This is a genomic window from Pusillimonas sp. T2 (assembly GCF_002236805.1).
Classification (GTDB): domain Bacteria; phylum Pseudomonadota; class Gammaproteobacteria; order Burkholderiales; family Burkholderiaceae_B; genus Neopusillimonas.
In genome coordinates this window covers 311,288-332,580 of record NZ_NIQA01000003.1, presented here as the reverse complement: position 1 = coordinate 332,580, position 21,293 = coordinate 311,288, and the positions used below count along the sequence as shown (strand labels likewise).

The 21,293-nt window shown below is 54.4% G+C and carries 26 protein-coding genes; 16 read left to right on the top strand and 10 right to left on the bottom strand.

Annotation, left to right across the window (positions count from 1 at the left end):
- Window positions 1-65: 65 nt before the first annotated feature.
- Together PuT2_RS07365 and PuT2_RS07360 are read left to right on the top strand one after the other, a co-directional pair.
- Complete coding sequence (locus PuT2_RS07365; RefSeq protein ID WP_093970370.1) at window positions 66-437, top strand: HNH endonuclease; 372 nt, start codon at window positions 66-68, stop codon at window positions 435-437.
- Between the two features lie 94 nt (window positions 438-531).
- Window positions 532-1,035, top strand: coding sequence for a phage terminase small subunit P27 family (locus PuT2_RS07360; RefSeq protein WP_093970369.1), 504 nt, complete (start codon window positions 532-534; stop codon window positions 1,033-1,035).
- 253 nt (window positions 1,036-1,288) lie between these two features.
- On the opposite strand, the gene PuT2_RS07355 is transcribed toward PuT2_RS07360, so the two are convergent.
- Window positions 1,289-2,893 carry a Na+/H+ antiporter gene (locus tag PuT2_RS07355; RefSeq protein WP_254046967.1) on the bottom strand — a complete coding sequence of 535 codons (1,605 nt, stop codon included), beginning with the start codon at window positions 2,891-2,893 and terminating at the stop codon, window positions 1,289-1,291.
- Between the two features lie 202 nt (window positions 2,894-3,095).
- Between PuT2_RS07355 and PuT2_RS07350 the strand changes: the two genes are divergently transcribed.
- Together PuT2_RS07350 and PuT2_RS07345 are read left to right on the top strand one after the other, a co-directional pair.
- Window positions 3,096-3,500, top strand: coding sequence for a DUF1090 domain-containing protein (locus tag PuT2_RS07350; RefSeq protein WP_158214021.1), 405 nt, complete (start codon window positions 3,096-3,098; stop codon window positions 3,498-3,500).
- 251 nt (window positions 3,501-3,751) lie between these two features.
- A complete protein-coding gene (locus PuT2_RS07345) occupies window positions 3,752-4,291 on the top strand; it encodes a lipocalin family protein (protein WP_093970366.1) in 540 nt (179 codons plus the stop codon).
- A 126-nt stretch (window positions 4,292-4,417) separates the two neighbouring features.
- On the opposite strand, the gene PuT2_RS07340 is transcribed toward PuT2_RS07345, so the two are convergent.
- From PuT2_RS07340 to PuT2_RS07330, 3 genes are all read right to left on the bottom strand, one after another.
- The gene (locus PuT2_RS07340) at window positions 4,418-4,792 is read right to left on the bottom strand and encodes an outer membrane protein assembly factor BamE (RefSeq protein WP_093970365.1); all 375 of its coding nucleotides are present in this window, start codon (window positions 4,790-4,792) and stop codon (window positions 4,418-4,420) included.
- 326 nt (window positions 4,793-5,118) lie between these two features.
- Window positions 5,119-5,319: a hypothetical protein gene (locus PuT2_RS07335; RefSeq protein WP_093970550.1), complete on the bottom strand. Its 201-nt coding sequence runs from the start codon at window positions 5,317-5,319 to the stop codon at window positions 5,119-5,121.
- Between the two features lie 76 nt (window positions 5,320-5,395).
- Complete coding sequence (locus PuT2_RS07330) at window positions 5,396-6,331, bottom strand: DMT family transporter (protein WP_199722952.1); 936 nt, start codon at window positions 6,329-6,331, stop codon at window positions 5,396-5,398.
- 203 nt (window positions 6,332-6,534) lie between these two features.
- Between PuT2_RS07330 and PuT2_RS07325 the strand changes: the two genes are divergently transcribed.
- On the top strand, window positions 6,535-7,329 hold the full coding sequence (locus tag PuT2_RS07325) for an alpha/beta fold hydrolase (RefSeq protein ID WP_093970363.1): 795 nt from the start codon (window positions 6,535-6,537) through the stop codon (window positions 7,327-7,329).
- A 44-nt stretch (window positions 7,330-7,373) separates the two neighbouring features.
- On the opposite strand, the gene PuT2_RS07320 is transcribed toward PuT2_RS07325, so the two are convergent.
- Window positions 7,374-7,601 carry a TIGR02450 family Trp-rich protein gene (locus PuT2_RS07320; RefSeq protein WP_370318064.1) on the bottom strand — a complete coding sequence of 76 codons (228 nt, stop codon included), beginning with the start codon at window positions 7,599-7,601 and terminating at the stop codon, window positions 7,374-7,376.
- A gap of 138 nt (window positions 7,602-7,739) precedes the next feature.
- Between PuT2_RS07320 and PuT2_RS07315 the strand changes: the two genes are divergently transcribed.
- The 3 genes from PuT2_RS07315 to PuT2_RS07305 are packed head-to-tail and all read left to right on the top strand — an operon-like array spanning window position 7,740 to window position 9,294.
- Complete coding sequence (locus PuT2_RS07315) at window positions 7,740-8,282, top strand: YaeQ family protein (protein WP_093970548.1); 543 nt, start codon at window positions 7,740-7,742, stop codon at window positions 8,280-8,282.
- A gap of 9 nt (window positions 8,283-8,291) precedes the next feature.
- Window positions 8,292-8,981: an AzlC family ABC transporter permease gene (locus PuT2_RS07310; RefSeq protein ID WP_093970362.1), complete on the top strand. Its 690-nt coding sequence runs from the start codon at window positions 8,292-8,294 to the stop codon at window positions 8,979-8,981.
- A complete protein-coding gene (locus PuT2_RS07305; RefSeq protein WP_093970361.1) occupies window positions 8,974-9,294 on the top strand; it encodes a branched-chain amino acid transporter permease in 321 nt (106 codons plus the stop codon). Before PuT2_RS07310 ends, PuT2_RS07305 begins: the two co-directional genes overlap by 8 nt.
- 76 nt (window positions 9,295-9,370) lie before the next feature.
- Here the strand turns inward: PuT2_RS07305 and PuT2_RS07300 are convergent, their stop codons facing one another.
- Entirely contained in the window at window positions 9,371-10,219 is an 849-nt protein-coding gene (locus PuT2_RS07300; protein ID WP_093970360.1) for a 3-hydroxybutyryl-CoA dehydrogenase, read from the bottom strand.
- A gap of 191 nt (window positions 10,220-10,410) precedes the next feature.
- Between PuT2_RS07300 and PuT2_RS07295 the strand changes: the two genes are divergently transcribed.
- Complete coding sequence (locus tag PuT2_RS07295; RefSeq protein ID WP_093970359.1) at window positions 10,411-11,841, top strand: bifunctional enoyl-CoA hydratase/phosphate acetyltransferase; 1,431 nt, start codon at window positions 10,411-10,413, stop codon at window positions 11,839-11,841.
- 68 nt (window positions 11,842-11,909) lie between these two features.
- On the top strand, window positions 11,910-13,109 hold the full coding sequence (locus PuT2_RS07290) for an acetate/propionate family kinase (protein WP_093970358.1): 1,200 nt from the start codon (window positions 11,910-11,912) through the stop codon (window positions 13,107-13,109).
- A 219-nt stretch (window positions 13,110-13,328) separates the two neighbouring features.
- Here PuT2_RS07290 and PuT2_RS07285 read toward each other — a convergent pair whose 3' ends face one another.
- On the bottom strand, window positions 13,329-14,981 hold the full coding sequence (locus PuT2_RS07285) for an FMN-binding glutamate synthase family protein (protein WP_093970357.1): 1,653 nt from the start codon (window positions 14,979-14,981) through the stop codon (window positions 13,329-13,331).
- Between the two features lie 164 nt (window positions 14,982-15,145).
- Here PuT2_RS07285 and PuT2_RS07280 point away from each other — a divergent pair, with 164 nt between their 5' ends.
- Window positions 15,146-15,343: a hypothetical protein gene (locus tag PuT2_RS07280; protein WP_093970356.1), complete on the top strand. Its 198-nt coding sequence runs from the start codon at window positions 15,146-15,148 to the stop codon at window positions 15,341-15,343.
- A 61-nt stretch (window positions 15,344-15,404) separates the two neighbouring features.
- Window positions 15,405-15,866 carry a GNAT family N-acetyltransferase gene (locus PuT2_RS07275; RefSeq protein WP_254046966.1) on the top strand — a complete coding sequence of 154 codons (462 nt, stop codon included), beginning with the start codon at window positions 15,405-15,407 and terminating at the stop codon, window positions 15,864-15,866.
- Here PuT2_RS07275 and rsuA read toward each other — a convergent pair.
- The 3 genes from rsuA to PuT2_RS07260 are packed head-to-tail and all read right to left on the bottom strand — an operon-like array spanning window position 15,863 to window position 19,104.
- The gene (gene rsuA / locus PuT2_RS07270) at window positions 15,863-16,558 is read right to left on the bottom strand and encodes a 16S rRNA pseudouridine(516) synthase RsuA (RefSeq protein ID WP_093970354.1); all 696 of its coding nucleotides are present in this window, start codon (window positions 16,556-16,558) and stop codon (window positions 15,863-15,865) included. The two genes, PuT2_RS07275 and rsuA, sit on opposite strands and share 4 nt — an antisense overlap.
- Window positions 16,559-16,567: 9 nt before the next feature.
- On the bottom strand, window positions 16,568-17,407 hold the full coding sequence (locus PuT2_RS07265; protein WP_093970353.1) for an SAM-dependent methyltransferase: 840 nt from the start codon (window positions 17,405-17,407) through the stop codon (window positions 16,568-16,570).
- A 53-nt stretch (window positions 17,408-17,460) separates the two neighbouring features.
- A complete protein-coding gene (locus PuT2_RS07260; protein ID WP_093970352.1) occupies window positions 17,461-19,104 on the bottom strand; it encodes a diguanylate cyclase domain-containing protein in 1,644 nt (547 codons plus the stop codon).
- A gap of 245 nt (window positions 19,105-19,349) precedes the next feature.
- On the opposite strand from PuT2_RS07260, the gene PuT2_RS07255 reads away from it, so the two are divergent.
- From PuT2_RS07255 to PuT2_RS16195, 4 genes are read left to right on the top strand one after another with little or no spacing between them, the layout of a single operon-like run.
- A complete protein-coding gene (locus PuT2_RS07255; RefSeq protein WP_093970351.1) occupies window positions 19,350-19,766 on the top strand; it encodes a DUF411 domain-containing protein in 417 nt (138 codons plus the stop codon).
- A 10-nt stretch (window positions 19,767-19,776) separates the two neighbouring features.
- Window positions 19,777-20,442 (top strand): cupin domain-containing protein, encoded by a 666-nt coding sequence (locus PuT2_RS07250; protein WP_093970350.1) that lies wholly within the window; start codon window positions 19,777-19,779, stop codon window positions 20,440-20,442.
- On the top strand, window positions 20,439-20,981 hold the full coding sequence (locus tag PuT2_RS16200; protein WP_371596513.1) for a hypothetical protein: 543 nt from the start codon (window positions 20,439-20,441) through the stop codon (window positions 20,979-20,981). Before PuT2_RS07250 ends, PuT2_RS16200 begins: the two co-directional genes overlap by 4 nt.
- Window positions 20,894-21,280, top strand: a complete 387-nt coding sequence (locus PuT2_RS16195) for an EamA family transporter (protein WP_371596511.1) — start codon at window positions 20,894-20,896, stop codon at window positions 21,278-21,280. Before PuT2_RS16200 ends, PuT2_RS16195 begins: the two co-directional genes overlap by 88 nt.
- Window positions 21,281-21,293: the final 13 nt, after the last annotated feature.

Sequence of the window (21,293 nt, the reverse complement as noted above, 5' to 3'; positions counted from 1 at the left end):
AAGTAAGACATATTAAAGAGAGATAAAACAGCGCCACTTCCTTCCTTTGTTTTTGCTGATGAAAGATGCCCCAAAGACCCCAGCGACCATGTAGGCACTGCAAGGCGCTGCACCGAAACGCCAGCGGCTACTGCAATGAGCACGTCGGGCTAGCCAAGCAATGGCGCAAAACACCTGGCAAATCTGGACGAGGCGGTCGGCCATGGCGACGGCTAAGGGATTACATCTTGGCGCGCGATGGTTACTTATGCCAGTGCAGAGATTGCCAGAAGAGGCTTGTTCCATTGGTGGCGACTGAAGTGGATCACATCATCCCCGAGTCGCAGGGGGGGACAGATGACCACTCCAACCTCAGGGCAATCAATGAGGACTGTCATCGCAAGAAGACTCAAGCTGAAGCGCGGGCTGGCAGGGGGCTGAAGCGGCGGGGTGGGTAGGGGGGGGCGAGGAACCGCAGGGGCAAGCCTCTGGACACCAGCTGCCTAGTCAGATTTTTACACCCGCGAATTATGAAATTTGACCGGAGGCCGAATGGCTGGAGTAGCCGGACGCTCCGGGCGTCGGCTTAAGCCGGTTGCAAAGAAGCAGCTGGCCGGCAACCCCGGCAAGCGCAAACTGAATAAAGACGAACCAGACTTTGATCTGGTCACGAATATTGAATGCCCTGAATGGATGGGCGTGTACGGCGCGCAACTCTGGGCGACAGGTGCCCCCGAGCTGTGCCGCGAAAAGGTTTTGGCTGCAACTGACATTCAGAACCTTGAGGTTTACTGCGCGGCTTATGACCAGTTCCGGATGGCTTCGGATGAAATCACTAAGAACGGTATTGTTGTCCCCGGTGCACAAGGTGGCGTTGTTAAGAACCCGGCGTTAACGGCTAGGAATGAGGCGGCCAGACAGATGGCTACCTACGGTGGCATGTTGGGCTTGGATCCGTCTAGCCTCCAGCGTTTGACTGGCGCCACCAAGAAGCGCGACGAGAACCCGTTTTCTGGGTTGCTGCAATGTGGTCGAGCGATCGCCATTGCTGGCTGAAGTTGCTGGAATTGAGGTTAATGCTTCCAACATGAACCAGTCCGCCGACGGAGCTCGATTTGAGCCGATCATTGGTAACTCGGGTGATGTTGCCTCGCCTTCATGTTCGATTGTCGACGAATAGCTTTGGCGACGCCGCCTGATGTAAACAAGCGGGGAATCTAACGGTGTAAACAAGCGGGGAATCTAACAGATTGGACCACCCCGATTGTGATTGACGGTTAATGCTGCAGCTCGCACCCAAGGTCACGAATCAACTTAGCCGAACCTCGTAAAAATCAAGACGCCGCACCTCCTCACGTGCAAGTTCGTCCGAGATCAGTCCGCGTCGTGCCAGATCGTAAATTGCCTGGCGCGATGCACGCAGGGCATATAAACGGATTTCGCGTTCGACCTCGGCACGTGCAGCGGATCCATTAAGCCCGGCCGCCTCATTAACCTCAAGTGGCCCTTTCAACTCATCCATCATACGGCCAGCCACCGACGTGTAAACCTCTACCAGAGCCGAATCTGCCTGTGCATGTCGTGCCAATGTTTGGCCTACACTTTTGATAGCGGCTTCACGGGCCGCCTCTTTAAGCAAAGCCAACTGCTCTGCCTCATTGGCCTCGTCTGATGCAGCAACATTGCGCAGTAAAAAAGGCAAAGCCACACTCGCAATAATCAATGAAAAAATAATGACCATTGCTGCCAGAAAAATCGCAAGGTCACGGGCTGGAAATGCCGTCCCATCTTGAACAAGCAGGGGCAATGTCATCACACCGGCTAACGTGATCGTGCCGCGCACCCCCGCAAGCGACAAGACGGCCATCATTCGCAAATCCATATCCCGGATATTTTCATCACGTTTTGGCCGCACGAAACGTCCGACCTGTGCGGTGATAAAGATCCAGGAAAACCGTATCGCAATAAGCGCCAGACACGTCACTATGGGGTAAACAGCCAGCCAGACCCAATGGTGATGCCCTACTTGTTTTAATACCTCGGCAGCACCTCGCATAATGCCTGGTAACTGCTCACCCAGTAAAACGAACATCAGCCCTGTCAGAATGAATTGAATAGAACTCCAGACGACATGTCGATGAACGCGCGTCTGGGCTAAGGCTCGCCCCGACATTTCCGAATAGCTCATTGTTACCCCTGCAGCCACGGCAGACAGAATGCCCGATGCACCGATCTGCTCTGCCAGGTAATACGCCATGAAGGGCAACAAAAGACTTAAGAGAACTTCAGATCCGGACTCCTCGCCGTGACGACTGACAAACACGCTTCGAACATAGCTAACCGACAACGTGACAACGACGCCCGTTGCGAGCCCAGCTACAGCGAGCCAGACAAACGACGTAACTGCTGAAGTCAGAGAAAAGACGCCCGTTACGGTAGCAACAACCGCAAAACGAAACGCAACCAGACCGCTGGCATCATTGAACAATGACTCGCTTTCCAGCAGGATCATAATCCTTCGAGGCACAACGACTCGCCGCATTATTGCGCTGACCGCGACCGGATCCGTAGGGGACACAATAGCCGCCAGAGCAAAAGCTACTGTCAGCGGCATGGACGGAATTATCCAATGCAGAAGGTAACCCAGACAAAAAACTGTCAGAAAAACCAATCCAAAAGCCAACTGGAATACGCCCATTTTGTTCTGAAACAGGCCATTTTTAGGGATGCGCCAACCATCGAGAAACAATAGGGGTGGAAGAAATAGTAAAAAGAAAACCTCTGGCTCAAGCTCGATGCCACGCTCAAAGTTCGCTGCGATCAAGAAACCAAAACCAATTTGCATCAATGGCAGTGGAATTGAAAAATGCAATATACGAACCAACACCCCGCTCAAAAGCACGGCAACCAGCATAACGAGAATGAGAATTAGCGTAGTCATGGGCGGGAATTTTAATGTTTGGGTGAACGTATCATGTAAATCGCCTACAGAATCTGCTCATTTCAGGTGACTGATGCAAATGCTTCAGCCGGGCTTTCATTTTCGATGCCTCGCGTGGCCGCAGTTGCCTTAAAGTGTTATGGTCTATGACAACATTACTTTAGGCGCACTTGTCATGATAAGACTTACGATAACGTTATCTTTGGTGCTTGGGTTTTCTGGGCCTGCGTTGGCATCAGAGCCGGCATGTGCTCGGAAAATCGCGGAAATCGAAACCCAGATAAGGTACGCCAAAGAGGCCGGCAATCAGGGGCGCGTTATGGGCCTCGAGCGGGCGATGTCTGCAGCTCAAGCTCATTGCACCGATGCGGGCCTGATCTCCGAAAAGGAAAAGGAGATCGATGAGAAGCAGGACGACATAAACGATATTCTCGACGACATGCGCGAGAAAGAGAAAGAAGGTCGCCTGGATAAAGTTAAAAAGCTCGAGCGCAAGCTGACTCATGAACGTGAAGAGCTTGAAGTCTTGCGACAAGAGCTCGCGGACATTAAAAGCCTGACGGGCGCCAACTCAAAATAGCCTGGGCCTTCGCAATTTTCGCAACACACTTTAGGCGTATTCCAGCTGAATAAGGGTCAGTGAATACTCGTGACTCCGAATCGATCACGCCAACCTAATTCAGTGTGCTGCTTACGTCTTTTTCAGTTGTTATGCGGTTATCCATTGGGTTATTCACAGTTTGTGTGGATAAGTCGCGACCGCTTTAATCGACACGCGCCAGGCGTATTCCGGTGAGGTATTCTTTTAGGGTACGCAACAGGAGATTCTCAATGAAGAAAATTTTTGCGATGTCGCTGGTTTTAATGCTAGCTGGATGCGCCACGTCGAACCAAAGTTTGCCGACCCAGGCGGATGTAGATCTTAATAAGTACGCAGGCACATGGTACGAGCAGGCGCGCTTGCCCAATCGTTTTCAAGAAGATTGCGTGAGTCATGTTCGGGCAGATTACAAAATTAATCCCGATGAGACCATCAGCGTTACCAATCAATGTCGCGCAAAGGATGGCGGTACAAAAAAAGTGCAAGGCATAGGCAAGTTGTCGGGTTCGGTTGACCCTCGCAATTCAGCCATCTTGAAAATTCGGTTTGCGCCTGACTGGACATCTTGGCTACCCATGGTTTGGGGCGACTACTGGATCATCAAATTGCAAGGCGATTACCAGTATTCACTTGTTGGTACGCCCGATCGTCAGTACCTCTGGGTACTCTCCCGTACGCAAGAGGCGGATGATGCTGCGGTCAATGCGCTGCTAGATTATGCGGCTACCCTTGGCTTTCCGGTCGAGCAGGTCAAACGGACTGGCTCATAAGACTGCAAGTTACCCGGTACAGGTACTTTTGTCTTCGTCATAAAAAAAACCGCTGCATCAGCAGCGGGATATCGGAATTCTTGAACCCTTACTCCCGTGCAAGCACGGGTATTTGACGCGACGTAATCAGCGCTTGGACGCGTTCAGCGCGTAATCGCTCACGCGATTTTGTTTAAAGTAAACAAATAGTTGGCGCGATTCAGTGACAGCATTCTTGGCTGTAGATGCGCCATATACCGGTATAAAGCTTATGGCTGAGTCGATCAAAGCGTTTTTCGTATCGTCGACAGAGTACATCCAGTGCCGTGGGCCGTCAGGGTCATCGCTGCGCATGTCCGGTTCGCCATAAATGCGGCGAACTTCGTCAGGTGTAGTCACGCCAACTTTCAGGTTTTCTTTAAGCGCGGCTGGGCTGTACTTGTCGGTTCCAGCGCTTTGTATGGTTTCGCAGGCTGAAAGCGAAAGCATGACAAGGATAGATAAGAATAGTTTTTTCAACATGTTTCAACTTATATAGAAATGAACAGAAAGGATCGGGCTCAAGAAGATGTCAACAAAATGTAGTGTTTTAATGCAAGATAAGATCAAAAAATACGATTAATGTCTTATTGTGCTTGCGCATGTGTTTATAACTCAGCTGTCGATTTATTCAAGTTCTTCCTGGTATCTGTCTGTTAGATTCAGTAAGGAAAGTGTTGACGATGCAAATAAAATGCTATGTTTTTAATAGCAAAAGGCGCGGTAGTCCACGCTTTTGCGATCGGTGGTCGCAAAAGACGTGGGCAGGTAATTGCTAGGGGGCGGTGCAAGGGAAGCGCGGTCCGGGCTTACGCCAGCGCTTCTTTAGCGGCTTCTTCGGGGGTCAGGCCGTCATAGAACATGTCTGTCAGCCAATCGGCTTCGTCTTCGATGTATTGCTGTGCGTCTTTGCGGGGCACACCCGCTGCAACGAATAATTCTTCAACTTGAATGCACCATTCAATCAGGGCGGCTTCGTCGGGGTCGGTGTCTTGGTGTGTATTTGACATGATGATGTCCGGTTGGGGTTGATGAGCCATCATACGCCAGCGGCGGCGGCTAACAATGGCATGTAATTTTGTGTCGCTATTGCTTTGTCCGTAAGGCGGCCAAGTCACGGTAAAAATATAGCAGTAGTCCGGCAATGACCAATGCGGTGCCAATCACGATGTTGATCTTGAAAGGTTCATTGTTAAGCAAAATACCAAAGCCTATGGCCAGCATGGGCGTCAATACGGTAGCTAGCGACAACGTGGTGGCCGAAATTTTTTGCATTAGGTTGAAGTAACAAAACATCCCCAATACCGATGAGGCAATGACCAGATAGCCGATGGCCATCATTGATCGCGCGCCTGGCATGGTCGCGGGCATTTCAGCCCAAATAAAAGGCAGAAAGCAGAACGAGATGAGGGTTGAGACAAAGATGGAGCCCGATGCCTGTGCGATAGGCGGGATGCGCGCATTGATGTGCTTCACCCAGAAAATGGAGATCGCGTAGGTGAGTATGGCGCAGAACATCAGCACCAGCCCTACGGTGTCGAGGCGTGCTTCTTCGTCGGCCATGGTGTTGGTGTACAAGCCCATAATGGCCACCGCCATGCCAAGCCACTGTATGCCCGTTAACCGTTGCCGGTAGAGCAGGTAGGCAATCAAGCCGGCCACAATCGGCGCAAATCCGAACATCAGCGCAATCATGCCTGACGACAGATAGCCCGTGGCCAGGTAGGTAAATGTCTGCGAGACAATCAGGCTGAATGATCCGGCCAGATAACTGTGCAAGGCGGTGCGTGTAAGGGGCAGTTTTACCCTGATCACGACCAGAACCAGGGCAATGATCGGTGCGGCCAGGCAAAAGCGCAACATTAGCGACCAGAGCTTGGGGATTTCGGCAACGCTCCAGACGATAGATAACGGCGTCAGCGCCCAGATCAAGACAAGTGATACGTATATCGGAACGACGGTCTTGATCTTTGATTCCATGGGGCGCAGGGTGTTTGTGCTTGGGTTTGGTCGCGGGTACATGCCAGGCACCGCTGAGAGTCTGTGTTTGGCCGTCGTTGTCAGTACGATTATCGGCAGTCTGTGTTAAAGATTGTCGATGTTCGTGCTCAAGATGATAATACACGCCTGAATGAAGGGCGGTCAGAAGGGTGATTTAAGGATGCTTTTTTGTGTCTGCAAGCCACTGGCGCGGGCATGGCAAACAATTGACAGGCGTTAACAGAATGACAGCGATGGTGCGGCTTGCTCAGGCCAATATTTCTTATCAGGTCGATGGCCAGGGCGAAGGCTTGGTGTTGATTTCGGGAACAGGCGGCGATCTGCACAGCAATTGGGATCATCTCATGGGGCGTTTTACCGCACGTCGACAGGTTGTGAGGGTTGACTACGCTGGGTCGGGAAAGACGCAGGACCATGGCGGCGTATTGCAGGTAGAAGCACTGGCAGAGCAGGTCATGTCAGGGGTTGGTGCGGCCGAACTAGGCAAGTTCGATCTGGTGGGGTATTCGCTGGGGGCTGCGGTTGCAATTTATATTGCTGCGCAGTACCCGCAGCATGTTCGCTCTCTTGTTCTGGTAGCGGGGTTTGCATATGGGGGGCAAAGCCGGTTGGGTATGCAGTCCGACCTCTGGTTGCAACTCATACAAGACGACCCGCGCGCATTTGCCAAGGTCATTTTGCTTACCGGGTTTTCGCCGCAGTTTCTGAACGCTATGGCGCCCGGCGATATTCAGAGTTGGATCGACGCAATATGCACGTCAAACCGCTGGGACGGCATTTCCCGCCAAATTGATTTAGACCGACGCCTGGACGTTCGGGAGTATCTTGGGCAGATACGGGCGCGAACGTTGGTTATCGGCTGTGCCAATGATTTTATGGTGCCCAAGGCGCACGCCCAGGATCTGGCCGAAGCCATTACTGGGGCGCGCTATGTTGAGTTGCAAAGCGGGCACTTGGTGCCTTTTGAGTGCCCCGACATTTTTGCGGACACCGTTTTGAACTTTATAGAAAGTGTTTAAGGGCCGTATTTTTTAATGGGTTGTTTGTCTTGTTTTCTGCGCGGCTACACCCAACCCTGACGCCATTGAGTTGTATCTTTCAAGTCTCGCCACGCGATGGTTTTTACGGCTTTTGAGTACACCGCTTCAATTTCAACCCACGTTATTGCCGTTTCCGGCGGGTCGGGCTCAACGACTTTAATCACCAAAAAATGCTTGTTTTTGGCGATGGGTTTGACCGCAGTCCATTTGGTAAGCAGTAGTTTTTTAGGGTGAAGCGGGTTCAAGGTCACGATCTCTTTGAGGTGGGCCGATTCGCTATTTTAATCGCCGTATCGTGACCAAAACGTAAGGCCTTGCGCATCGTGCTCAAGGGCATTGACGGCTGCCTTGCGATACACTGGGCGCCCGTTGTTTTTTCGAGTTGCATCATGGCGTTGCGTGCCACTGTTTATAAAGCCGACCTTAATATTGCCGACAATGACCGCGGGTATTATGCCAGCCATGCGGTAACGCTGGCGCGGCACCCGTCGGAAACGGATGAACGTATGATGGTGCGGCTGTTGGCCTACGCCTTGTACGCCGACGATGCCGATACGCTGGCGTTTACGCGAGGTTTGTCGGAAGCCGATGAGCCCGATTTGTGGCGTCTTGATCTTACTGGCGCTATTGAGTTGTGGGTTGAAGCCGGGCTACCCGACGAGCGTCGTGTGCTCAAGGCGTGTGGCCGTTCTGAGGCGGTGGTGCTTATGGCTTATGGCCGTAACGCGACCCTGTGGTGGCAGGGGGTGCAAAATAAACTGGCCCGTAACCCGAAAGTGCGCGCTTTTATGTTTGATGTAGACGGCACCCAGGCCCTGGCTGCCTTGGCCGAGCGAAAAATGACGCTTAACATCAATATTCAAGATGACACCTTATGGGTGTCCTCCGACGCGGGTGAGGCCACGGTACATCTTCAACGCCTGAACGGCTAATTAGCGTTTATGTCTGCACGTCAAACTGCGCCAACCCTGGCCGAACTGACCACGCCTGTTGCGATGGGCTATATACCGTTGGGCATTGTCTTTGGCTTTTTGTTTGTTGAAGCCGGAGGGAGCCCGTGGCTTGCCATTGCTGCCAGCGTGTTTGTTTATGCGGGAGCAGCACAATTCATGATGGTGCCTATGCTGGCGGCTGGGCTGCCGGTGGGGGCCATTGCGCTGGCCACGCTGGTCGTCAATTTGCGTCATGTGTTCTACGGCATTTCTTTGCTTAAGGCGGTGCCTTTGGCGGGCTGGCGGCGTTGGTACAGCATGTTTGCACTGACCGACGAAACGTATGCCGTGCTGACGGCGCTGCCCGAACAATTGCGTGGGCAAAAAATGGTGTTGTTGTCTGCCTTGAACCAATGTTGGTGGGTTGGCGGCACGGCGTTAGGGGTTTGGGCGGGCGCCGTGGTGCAGCTTGATTTGTCCGGTCTTGATTTTGTCCTGGCGGCCTTGTTCGCTGTGCTGGCGGTAGAGCAATGGCGCGCAAAGCGCGTGGTCTGGCCTATTTGGGTGGCGGTGCTGGGTTATGGCGTGGCGTATGTGCTTGCGCCGGGGCAGGCGCTGGTGATTGCCATTGGTTTAAGCGTGCTGGCTGGTGTGTTGGTTAAGCCGGCGCCAAGCAGGGCGGAGGAGCGCAATGTCTGATACAGATTATGTATGGGCAGTGATTGCTGTTATGGCCGGTGTGACTTTTGCCTTGCGAGCCTTGCCTTTTGTAGCGGGCCGCTGGTTACGTCGTCAGGGTTTGGTACATAAACTGGGGGCCACACTGCCCTTGTCTGTGATGACGCTGCTGTTGCTGCATACGATGGTGGGCGCCACCCGCGAAAACCCCGCCGGCATCTGGCAAGAAGGTATTGCCGTACTTTTGGTGATTGTGCTGCAGTGGCGGACCCGCAACACATTGCTAAGCATTGTGATGGGCACAGCCGCTTACTTATTGATGCGCAACCTTTAATCAAAAGTTGCCTGCGGTAAGGGCCCAATAATTTGCCGGAGTCATGGCCTTAACGACCCCGGCAAACTTACTGTCTTTAGTAGGTATACACACCATGGCCAGTTTTACGGCCCAGGCGCCCGGCGGCAACCATTTCGCGCAACAGCTGGCACGGGCGATACTTGCTGTCGCCAAACTCTTTCAGGTAAACCTCCATAACCGCCAGGCAAACGTCCAGGCCGACCATGTCGGCTAGCGCCAGAGGCCCAATGGGGTGGTTGCAACCCAGCTTCATGCCGGCATCAATGTCTTCCGGAGACGCCAGGCCTTCGGCCAGTACGAAAAATGCCTCGTTGATCATCGGGATGAGGATACGGTTAACTACAAAACCGGGGGCGTTCTTGACGGTGATCGGCGTTTTACCCAGGCGCTCGGCCAGGTCTTTAACCCGGGCGTGTGTCGTGTCGGCTGTTTGCAGGCCTAAAATCAGCTCAACCAGTGTCATCATGGGCACGGGGTTGAAGAAGTGCATGCCAATGAATTTGTCGGCGCGTTGTGTGACGGCGGCCAATTGGGTAATGGAAATGGACGATGTGTTGGTGGCGATGATGACGTCACTTTCAAGCATCTCGTCGAGCTGCTTCAAAATCTTGACTTTCAGCTCGTAGTTTTCGGTGGCTGCTTCAATGACCATTTGCGCCGGTTTTAGGTCTTCGTAGCGCGTTGATCCTTTGATACGCCCCAATGCCGCAGCTTTGTCGGCTTCGGTAATTTTTTCTTTTTTGATCAGGCGGTCGAGACTGCCTGTAATGGTAGCCAGACCTTTTTCGACGGCTGCGTCAGAAATGTCGACCATTACTACATTAATACCGGATACGGCACACGCTTGTGCAATGCCGTTACCCATTGTGCCGGCACCAATGATGCCTACCGTTGAAATCGTCATGTCAGTATCTCCTTGTGCATGTTTTGATGCTGCGCTGCAGTATAAACGACCGGCGACGGCTGCGGCAGATTGGCTTACCGGCTTGAGGTTTGTCAATCAGTTTGTCACGCGGGGTTCTTACAATCAGCCGTTGATTTCGGTATGGTGGCGTTTATATTGCTGATCAACTTTTTGTAAGAGCCTGTCTGCCTATGCACCGCGATACTGATTCTGAATGGATGGAGAACGTCACCTTCGACGAGCTTAAGGTCGGGCAGAGCGCACGTTTGGTACGTACCGTTACCACCGAAGATATTCAGGCGTTTGCCGCCGTGTCTGGTGATATCAACCCTGCGCACCTGAATGCCGACTATGCGAACGCGTCGATGTTTCATGGGGTCGTTGCCCACGGCATGTTGGGCGCTGCGATGATTTCAGCGCTGTTTGGCACGCATTTTCCGGGTGCTGGCACGATTTACCTTGGACAAGACCTTAAATTCATCAAGCCAGTGCGTGTTGGCGATACGCTGACCGTCGTGGCCACGGTGCTTGAAAAGGTCGACCCTAAAAAGCACGTCGTCATGGATTGCCTGGTTACCAATCAGACCGGAGACGCTGTGCTGAAAGGGACTGCACGCTTGTTGGCGCCTGATCAGAAGGTGCGCGTTCCTCGCGTCAGCGCACCCCATATTCAGCTTTTTGACCCTGAAGCTCGGCTGAATGATTTGCTGGCGCGGGTGAAAGGGGGGGGACCCGTGCGTTGCGCCGTTGTGCACCCGTGCGATAGTGAGTCGTTAAGCGGTGCGCTTGACGCGGCGCGCCATGCCTTAATTGTGCCTGTGCTTATCGGCCCTGAGGGCCGTATAAGGCGTGTCGCCCAAGAGGCAGGGCTCGATGTGTCGGGTGTTGAAATCGTGTCCGTCGAACATAGCCATGCCGCCGCCGAAAAAGCCGCAGCAATGGCCGCTCGTCAAGACGTCGATATCTTGATGAAAGGCAGTCTCCACACGGACGAGCTGCTTAAGGCGGTGTTGTCTGAGCCCGCCTTGCGCACGGGGCGTAGGTTGTCGCATGTGTTTCGTTTCGACGTGCCGTTGTACCCCAAGCCATTGCTGATCACCGATGCGGCGATCAATATTCGTCCTACGCTGCTTGAAAAGGCCGACATCATCCAGAATGCCATCGATTTTGCCCGAGTGCTTGGGGTAGATAAGCCGCGCGTCGCGATTTTGTCGGCCGTCGAGACCGTCACGCCCGCTATTCCGTCAACCATCGACGCGGCTGCCTTGTGCAAAATGAGCGATCGAGGGCAAATCAAAGGCGGTCGCCTTGACGGGCCACTGGCTTTTGATAACGCCATTTCGCCAGACGCGGTGCGTATCAAGGGCATTGCATCAGAGGTCGCGGGGCAGGCCGATATTCTGGCCGTTCCCGACCTGGAAAGCGGCAACATGGTGGCCAAGCAGCTTGAATATCTGGCGGGGGCGAGCGGGTCTGGGTTGGTGCTCGGGGCACGTGTACCCATCGCACTGACCAGTCGGGCCGATGGGCCGATGGCGCGGGTCGCTTCCGCCGTGTTGGCTGTACTGGCGGCGCGCGACATAAAGCGGCGTCGGGCCGAAAATGCCTGGAAGCTTGGCTGAACGGGTTTATACGCCTGGTTGTGCTTGCGTACCAACCGGGTTAAGTGTGTGCTTCTTTAAGGTGGGTTATGGCCATTCTCGCGGTCAATGCAGGTTCGTCGTCGTTGAAGTTTTCTTTGCATCCGCTGCATGACGGTCAGGTGCAGCCTTTTGTGTTGTCGGGCTGCATCGAGGGGCTCGAGCCCGATGGCTGCCCCAGCATGCGGTGGAAGTATCGAGGCAAAAATGAGCAAGTGCCGCTGGCCGTACCCGCGGGTATCGGCCCCTTCGAGGCGGCTCTGGAACGCTTGCGTCAGCTGTTGTCAGGTTTGGCAGAGGCCGCGTCAATCGAGGCCGTTGCCCATCGGGTGGTGCATGGTGGTGGGCAGTTTACCCAGAGTGTGTTGGTGACCGACGATATTCTGGCCAGGCTCGTGTCGTTCAACTCGCTGGCTCCTTTACACCAGCCACATAACATTGAAGGCATCCGTCGTTTCCGAAAGGCGTTTCCGACAGTGCCGCAGGTGGCTTGTTTCGATACCGCCTTTCATGCCACATTGCCCGAAGTCGATTATGCCTTTGCCTTACCCCGCAAGCTTTTAGATCAAGGGGTGCGTCGCTATGGCTTTCATGGGCTGTCGTACCAGTACATTATGTCGGTGCTGCAGCGGCAATCGGCCCACGCCAATGCGCGTGTCATCATGGCACATTTGGGCAATGGGGCCAGCCTGTGCGCAACGCGCCAAGGGCAAAGTATTGCCACTACCATGGGGTTTTCTGCGCTCGACGGCTTAATGATGGGCACCCGCAGTGGTTCGCTTGATGCCGGGGTGTTGTTGTACTTGATGGAGCAGGGCTGGACTCACGCCCAGATTGAAACCTTGCTGTACCGACAAAGCGGCTTGTTGGGGGTTTCGGGTATCTCGGCCGACGTGCGCACGCTGCGGGCAAACGGCTCACCCAATGCGCTGCAGGCCCTAAAGCAGTTTACGTATCGGATAGTGCGCGAGGCGGGTGGACTTACGGCGTGTTTGGGTGGTCTTGATGTATTGGCGTTTAGCGGCGGGATTGGCGAGAACGACGCCACGTTGCGCGCCGATGTCTGTGGGCGATTGGCGTGGCTTGGCATTGATATTGACCTTACGCTTAACCAAGAAGCCAGCGGCAGCCAGGCCTGCGCAATTCATACCGCAAACAGTTCGGTTGAGGTTTGGGTAATAGCCACTGACGAGGGGCGGGTCGCGGCTTCAGAGGCGGCTTTGTTGCTAGCTGAAAGCTTGCTGAGCTAACTAATGCAAAGGCCCCGCCTTCTGGCGGGGCCTTACTGCCACGATGGCAGTGACACCTGATAGAACAGGTGCATTCAAGAGCCGCTTCGGAGAGTGGCTAAGCTGCCCCCTGAGGGCAGTGAGTTCACTTTACTGCGGTCATTACGTGGCTTCAACCTAGTGTTACTACTGATTTATGTAACTGCATGCTGACATGCGTCGACGTGCTAGCGGGTGTTGTCAATCAATGGTGTTGGCCGTATTGCCAGACAGGGCTGCACTCAGGCTGTAGGCCGGGTCAAACGAGTCTTCCCGGGCCATGGGCCATGCGACTCGAAAAATAGTCTGGCGGAATTTGCCCTCGAGAATCTCTCCCGGCTCCAGGTCGGGAAACAAAGCCGACAAAACCTTGACTTCACTGCTGGAGATCCGGCGCGCGATGTGGTGAGGACGCAGTTCGGTAGGGTGGCGCAGCCCCGCCGCACCGAGCAATTCGGCCAGTGCCTTTAATGTGTTGTCGTGAAATTGTTGTACGCGGACCGACTTGTCTTCAACGACCAGGGCCTTTTGACGTTTTGGGTCTTGCGTTGCGACCCCGGTGGGGCAGGCGCCCGTGTGGCACGCCTGGGCTTGAATGCAGCCGACGGCAAACATAAAGCCTCGAGCGCTGTTACACCAGTCGGCGCCCAGCGCCATAATGCGGGCCATATCGAAGGCGCTGATGATCTTTCCGGAAGCACCCAGTTTGATGCGGTCGCGCAGCCCGATGCCGACCAAGGTGTTGTGAACCAGGCGAAGGCCTTCGCGCAGCGGCGTGCCGACATGATCGACAAATTCAATGGGCGCCGCCCCGGTGCCACCCTCGGCGCCGTCGACGACAATGAAGTCCGGCGTGATGCCGGTTTTGAGCATGGCCTTGGCGATGCCGAACCATTCCCAGGGGTGACCAATGCATAGTTTGAACCCGACGGGCTTGCCACCCGACAGGCGGCGCAGTCGGGCAATGAATGCAAGTAACTCGGTGGGCGTGTCGAAGGCGCTGTGACGAGCCGGTGAATTGCAGTCTTGCCCCACGGGCACGCCCCGGGCGCGTGCGATTTCGGCAGTGACCTTGGCCCCCGGCAACATGCCGCCATGACCGGGCTTGGCCCCCTGTGACAGCTTGATCTCTATCATTTTGACATTGTCATGGGTGGCGCGTTTGACGAATTCCTCTTCGGAAAAGTTGCCTGCTGCATCGCGGCAACCAAAGTAGCCTGATCCGATATTCCAGATCAGATCTCCGCCGTATTCGAGATGATAAAGACTAATGCCTCCTTCGCCGGTATCGTGAGCGAATTGCCCCATCTGAGCGCCTTTGTTGAGCGCGCGTATGGCATTGCCCGACAGGGCGCCGAAGCTCATCGCTGAAATATTGAAGGCTGAAAGGCTATACGGTTTGCTGCAGTCTGGGCCGCCTATGGTGACGCGAAAGTTGCTGTTGTCGATATGAACCGGGTTCATGGAGTGGTTGATCCACTCGTAGTTGTTACCGTAAACATCGTTTTGCGTACCGAAAGGGCGCTTGTCGATATCGTGCTTGGCGCGTTGATACACCAGCGAACGTTCAGCGCGTGAGAAAGGCAGCTCGTCTTTGTCGCTTTCAATAAAGTATTGCCGGATTTCAGGTCGGATAAATTCAAAGAAATAGCGCAAGTTGCCGATAACCGGATAATTGCGCCGAATGGCATGCCGGGTTTGATTCAAGTCGTAGATGCCCAACAGGCTTAGCCAGAGGCATATGACTGCCGCTACCCACCACGCCTGGTTATGCATTAGCGCCAGCAGACTGAATATCAACGTGCCAAGAATGACCAGATAAAACACGGTATGACGGGTGAGCAAATGAGGCATAAATAATTCCTGTGTTTCCGTTGAGTCCAAGCCAGCCTGCGCTGTTTCATGAGCCAGTTGCGGGCAACTGGACTGAAGAGGATAGGTTCAGCTTAACCCAGGCTGGTCATTGTCGGTTAAACGTGGCACGATAATAGGCGATTCATTTCGGGCGAAGGCTACCTATGAAATGTTACCCCTTGCATATGCGTCAAATCCATCAGCGACGTCGTAGCGCTTTTTTTATACTGTCTGGGTTTGCCGACGACACGACCGACAGTTTGCAGCCTGCGCCTGGGCAGGCCGCGCAGTTCAGGCCCGAACCCAGCGGTTCAGAACGCCGCCCCGATGATGAGTCAGACGATGATGACAGCCGTGAGTAACGCGGTCAGGTCCCGTCTGGTCAATGGGGCGCCTGTCCCTTTATTTTGAAGTCTTTCAATCTTGGATATAGTCATTGAAGCCCCGGAAGCGTCCCTGACGCTGAAGATGGGGGCATGGACCGACCTTAGTGCGCTTGCCCGCGAGGTGCGTCACACTGTTTTTGTCATCGAGCAAAGCGTTCCTGAATCTCTTGAAATCGATGCCTTCGATGAGGTGTCGCTTCATGTGGTGGTGCAGGATACCCATGGACGTGCCATTGGCACGGGAAGGTTGCTGCCAGATGGTCATATCGGCCGTATTGCGGTTTTGAAACCGCTGCGCGGGTATGGAATTGGGGAGCGCATGATGCGCGCGCTGATGAGTGCTGCACGTGAGCGTGGTCATGCCAGTGTTGAACTATCGGCACAGTGTCACGCTCAGTCATTCTACGAACGTCTTGGTTTTAAGCCGCAGGGCGCCCCGTATCAGGAAGCGGGCATTACCCATGTCTTTATGCGCTGCGACCTACAAAAAACCACTTAGGGCGCCAAGGCCTTTACTTCTTCGGCGCTTAAAAACCGCGACTCCCCTTCGGCTAGATCGGCATCGAGTGCCAGCGGGCCAATGCGTTCGCGGTGTAATGCAGTAACTAAGTTGCCCAGGGCTGCAAACATACGTTTAACCTGGTGGTATTTGCCTTCCTGGATCGTGAGCCGGGCCAGGGTGGGGCTGACGCGCTCGACTTGAGCCGGCAGCGTCGGTTTGGTTTCGCCATCAAGCAAGATGCCTTCTGCAAAGCGTCGCTCGGCATCGTCGCTCAGGGGTTCGGCCAATGTGGCCAGGTAAACCTTGTCGCATTGGTGCTTGGGCGAAATAATCCGGTGTGTCCATTGCCCGTCGTCGGTGATCAGAATTAACCCGGTTGTATCGACATCCAGGCGTCCGACGGTATGCAGGCGATCGCGCTTTTCGACGTCGATCAGATCCATGACCGAAGGGTACTGGCTGTTCTTTAATACGCATTCGTACCCAGCCGGTTTGTTCAGCATCAGGTAACGCAACCCGACAGGCGATAGCGTCTCGCCTTCCCATTCAACAACATCACTCTCTTTAACAATGTAAGTGCCTTTGTCGACCACTTCGCCGTTAACGGTAACCTCACCGGACGATAAGACGCGTCGCGCCAATGATCGGGTCAGGTCGGTGCTTTCGCAAAGGAATTTATCCAGGCGCATGGTGGCTTCTTAGTGTTGAATAGGTGAAGTAAAAAAACGCTCGTGCAGCTCTTCCAACCCCAATGTAGTCAGCAACTGCATCAGCCGCTCAGCCGGCTTTCGACGAGGCTGGTTGGTGTAACTGGCGACAATCAGTTCGTTTTTCATGGAATGCTCCCAGCCTACCAGTTCGGTGACGGTGACTTGGTAGCCGTGTGCTTGCAGTTGCAGGCAGCGCAGTACGTTGGTGGTATGGCTGCCAAATTCGCGGGTATGAATGGGGTGGCGCCACAGTTCGGCCAGTGCGCCAGAAGACAGCATGGCCGCTTTATTTTTACGTAAGATACTGGCGACCTCGGCTTGGCAGCAGGGCACCAGCACAATGTGCCGCGATTTTTTTTCGAGGGCGAATCGAATGGCGTCGTCAGTGGCGGTATTGCAGGCATGCAGTGCGGTAACCACATCGACACGCTCGGGTAATTGACGGGCCGAAATAGACTCGGCGACAGACAGGTTTAGAAACGACATCCCGTCAAAGCCCAGTCGTGCCGCCAGGTCGGTTGCGCTGGTGACGAGGTCTTCGCGGGTTTCAATGCTGTAAATGTGAGACGTGTCGTTGAGCTGTTTAAAAAACAAGTCATACAAAATGAACCCCAAGTACGACTTGCCTGCACCGTGGTCGACCAGGTTGATGGTCTCGTGGTGCTGTTTGACGTCTTTCAAAAGGGGCTCGATAAACTGAAACAGATGGTAGACCTGTTTTAATTTGCGTCGGCTGTCCTGGTTCATTTTGCCGTCGCGCGTCAAAATGTGAAGCGCCTTGAGCAACTCGACCGACTGGTCGGGGCGGATGTCGTGGGAAGCGGCCATGAATGTCTGAAAGGTAAACGAAAGGCCCGGCTCAGCGGGGCGTCGTCGCCATTTTAGAGCAAGCCGGTGTCTGACATTTCTTTGGAGGATTTGACGATGTACTGGCCTTTACCCTTGGCCTTGGCCTGATACATCAACAGGTCGGCCCAGCGCATCAGATCACTGGCTTTGTTTTGCCCATCGCCGATCACTGCGCCCAACGACGCGCCCAGCTCGCAATGGGTGCCAGCCACATCGAAAGGTTGCTTAAGTGTGCTGATGACCTGGTTGGCCGTGTTTTCTATCGCTTGCCTGGCTTGGGCTTCGGCCCCCAATTGAGTAAGCAAGATAACGAACTCGTCGCCACCCAACCGGGCGATGATGTCGCTTTCGCGAATAAGGCCAGTCAGGCGTTGCGCTACCAATTGCAAGACTTTGTCGCCGGCTTCATGACCCAGCGTGTCGTTGATGGGTTTGAATTGATCGAGGTCAATAAAGATCAGCCCCAAGCTGTCACGGTTACGGCGCGCCATCGCCAATGCATTTTTAAGGTTTTCGGCCAGCAGACGCCGGTTGGGCAGCCCAGTGAGCGAGTCATGGTGCGCTGCGCGTGATAATTCATTTTGCTGGTCTTGAAGCTTGAGCAGCAAGCGGTTGAAGGCAGAGATCAACACGCCGACCTCGCCTTTGCCGGCCCCAGAGAGTGGCGCAAGCGGTGCCAACCCTTTGGACATTTTGTCGGCCTGGCGCGTGGCTTGCGTTAGCGGGCGCAAGGTAAAAGGGACCACCACGGCCAACGAGGCAAACAAGAAAAAAACCGTCAGAAGCGTGTTGCGTAACAGGTAACTTTTAAGTCGCTCAACTGTGTCCAGCGCTTCGGAAGTGGCAATGGCCGACACGACGAACCAAGGGGTATTGGGCACGGATACCGTGGCGGATATTTCTTCGACGCCGTGGGCGTTGATGGTCACGCCGGTGCCCCGATAGCCGAGCATGGCCTTGTCGTGCAAAAGGTTGACGCCCGGCGGTGGTGTTGCCGTGAGCACTTTTTTAGGATTGGAGGACGCGATAAATATTTGGTCGTCAGGCGAAATGAGCAAAAAGCCGCTGCCCGTGCTGCCCAGGCGGGCTTGCATCAGGTTGCCCATAAAGTCCGGGCTGTTCAGAATAGTGAAACCCGTCAGGTAACCCCAAGGGACCCTGTCTTGGTCGAGCAGGGCCAGCGTCATGGGCAAAATGGGGCTGATCTGCCCGGCGATGACAAGTGGTTTGCCGATGTGGGCGGCCTGTTCAGATACGCCGTGAAGTACTTTGTCTGGGACGAGCGATAAAGGCCTGCCGCGCCATTTAAATGTCGTGGTGTCGCGTAATACCCGGCCGTCAGTGGTGGTTAATAGCAGCCCGGCCGAGAACAGGGCTTCAAAGGGTGCGGACCGGCCAAAGGCGCGATCCAGATCGGCGTCATGTTCGACGTTGGTCGGGGTCAGGGTATTGGCCAGTTGTTGCAGCCGATACTGGCGCATCAAAATTTTATGACCGATGTCGTTGGCCACATAGGTTGCCAACGACATTTGCTGCGAGGAAACGACCTCGGTCATGTCGTCGCGCAAGAATTCGGATATGGCAAAGTAACGTACCGTCGAACCGATAAGTATCAGACTCAGGCCCACAACGACCAGCCGGAACAATATGCTTTGAGCCACTGAACGAAGGGCCATGGTGATCTTTATATTTTTGCAGGTCGTCAATCTAGCAGAAAATGAAACAGAATAATATATTTTGTCTTGGAGTCTGGAGGGTTTGTACTGGAATTTTCTGGGTCAATTGTGGTTTTATCCTCGATAATCGAATTCTGTAGGCATGTCTTGCATGACCCGTAAACTTGCACGCTATGGTTAGGTTTCGAAAATATCGGCCTATGATTAGCAGGAATCACGAACAGCTTATTTCGAGGTAATACATGATGAAAAAATTAATGGCATTAGCCGCTTTATTAAGCGCCTTCGGTATGGCACATGCCGGCCAGGGCAAGCTGACGGTTTATCAAGACCCGAATTGTGGCTGTTGCGGCGGGTGGGTCGACTACATGAAAGCACAGGGCTTTGATGTGGTTGCCGTCAAGACGCCCGACGTCACGGCGCATAAAGCCCGACTAGGCGTGCCTGTTGCGCTGGGCTCGTGCCATACGGCGGTCGTCGAAGAAACGGGCCAGGTGATTGAGGGCCATGTCCCCGTTAACGCCGTACGCAAGTTATTGCTCAACCCCGACGTAAAAGGCGTTGCCGCACCAGGTATGCCCACCAATGCGCCAGGTATGGGTGCGCTTGACGGTAACTTGGTTACGGTCGACTTTAACGGTCGCCCCTTTTCACGCGACTAATCTGCTGTCTATGCTGATAAACGCAGATTTTTCATGCCGTGCGTGGGTGTTGCCAGAGCAGCAACAGTGGGTGGCGTCCCCGCAAGGCGGGGTCGAACGCATTATGCTTGACCGAGTCGGTGCCGAAAAAGCCCGTGCGACCAGCATTGTGCGTTATGCCCCCAACTCCTTTTTTCCTCAGCATAGTCATCCGGGCGGCGAAGAGGTTTTAGTGCTGTCTGGTGTTTTCTCAGAGGACAACGATCACTACCCAGCGGGCTGGTATATGCGCAACCCGCCCGGCTCCAGGCACCAGCCCTCCAGTCTCGAGGGCGCTGTTATTTTTGTAAAACTGTGGCAAATGCGGCCCACTGAGCGAAGCTTTGTACGCGTCAATACCAACGATCCGAACGCGTGGCAGCAAGGCGCGGATCGTGCAGAGTGTCCTTTGTTTGCCGACGACATCGAATCGGTCAGGTTGCTTCGTCTCGATGCGGGTGCGGTTCTGCTGCCGGCCCAAGTCGACGGCGCCGAGGCCTTTGTGCTGAAAGGTGAATTGACTGAAGGGGCCCAAACTTATCGTGAAAGCGCCTGGTTGCGTTTGCCGGCGGGTCGCTACCCCGACATCATTGCTGGCCCTGAAGGTGCGACGGTATATCTAAAAACCGGGCCGCACACGGTTGTTCAGCCCGCATGACGCCGCTGGTTGGTTTATTGACTTTGCTGGCCATGTTGGCCTTTGCGGCCAATTCCTTATTGGCCCGGGCGGCTTTCTCTACAACAGACATCGATCCCGCGTCGTTTACGGCTATACGTTTGGCATCGGGGGCACTGACCTTGTTCGTCATTTTGCGATGGCAGGGCAGTAAGCCCACATCGTTTCGGTCGGGCGGATGGTCCGCGCTGACGCTTTTTATCTATGCGGCCGCGTTTTCCTTTGCGTATCGCGACATCAGCACAGGTGCCGGCGCTCTGGTTCTTTTCGCGTCTGCGCAGTTGCTGATGATTTCGTACGGGCTTTATAAAGGCGAACGCGCCAGCGTCCTTGGTTTATTACTCGCGTTTGGTGGGCTGGTCGCTTTTCTGGTGCCGTCCGCATCGGCACCTCCCTTGTCGGCTGCGGTGCTGATGGCTTTGGCCGGCTCGGCGTGGGGCGTTTTTTCGCTGTTGGGGCGCGCTCGCAAGGTGCGCCTATTATCAGTACGACAAGCAGCTTTATCTGGGCGTTGCCTCTAGCCGCCGTGCTTGTACTGACCCAAGTGCAACAATTGAACACCGATGCAATGGGTGTCGTGTACGCCTTGTTGTCTGGGTGCGTGGCATCGGGGTTGGGGTATGCCGTCTGGTATTGGGTTCGCGTGCGGATGACGGCGATCGGCGCAGGCGCCGTGCAGTTATCGGTGCCCGTTATCAGTGCCGTGATGGGTGTGGCACTGCTCGATGAAACAATGAGCCTGCACAGCGTTGTGTCGGCGTTGCTTACTTTAGGGGGAGTGGCCTGGGTTAGTCTGACGATCAGAAACACAAAGGGTTGAATCTAATATCAGG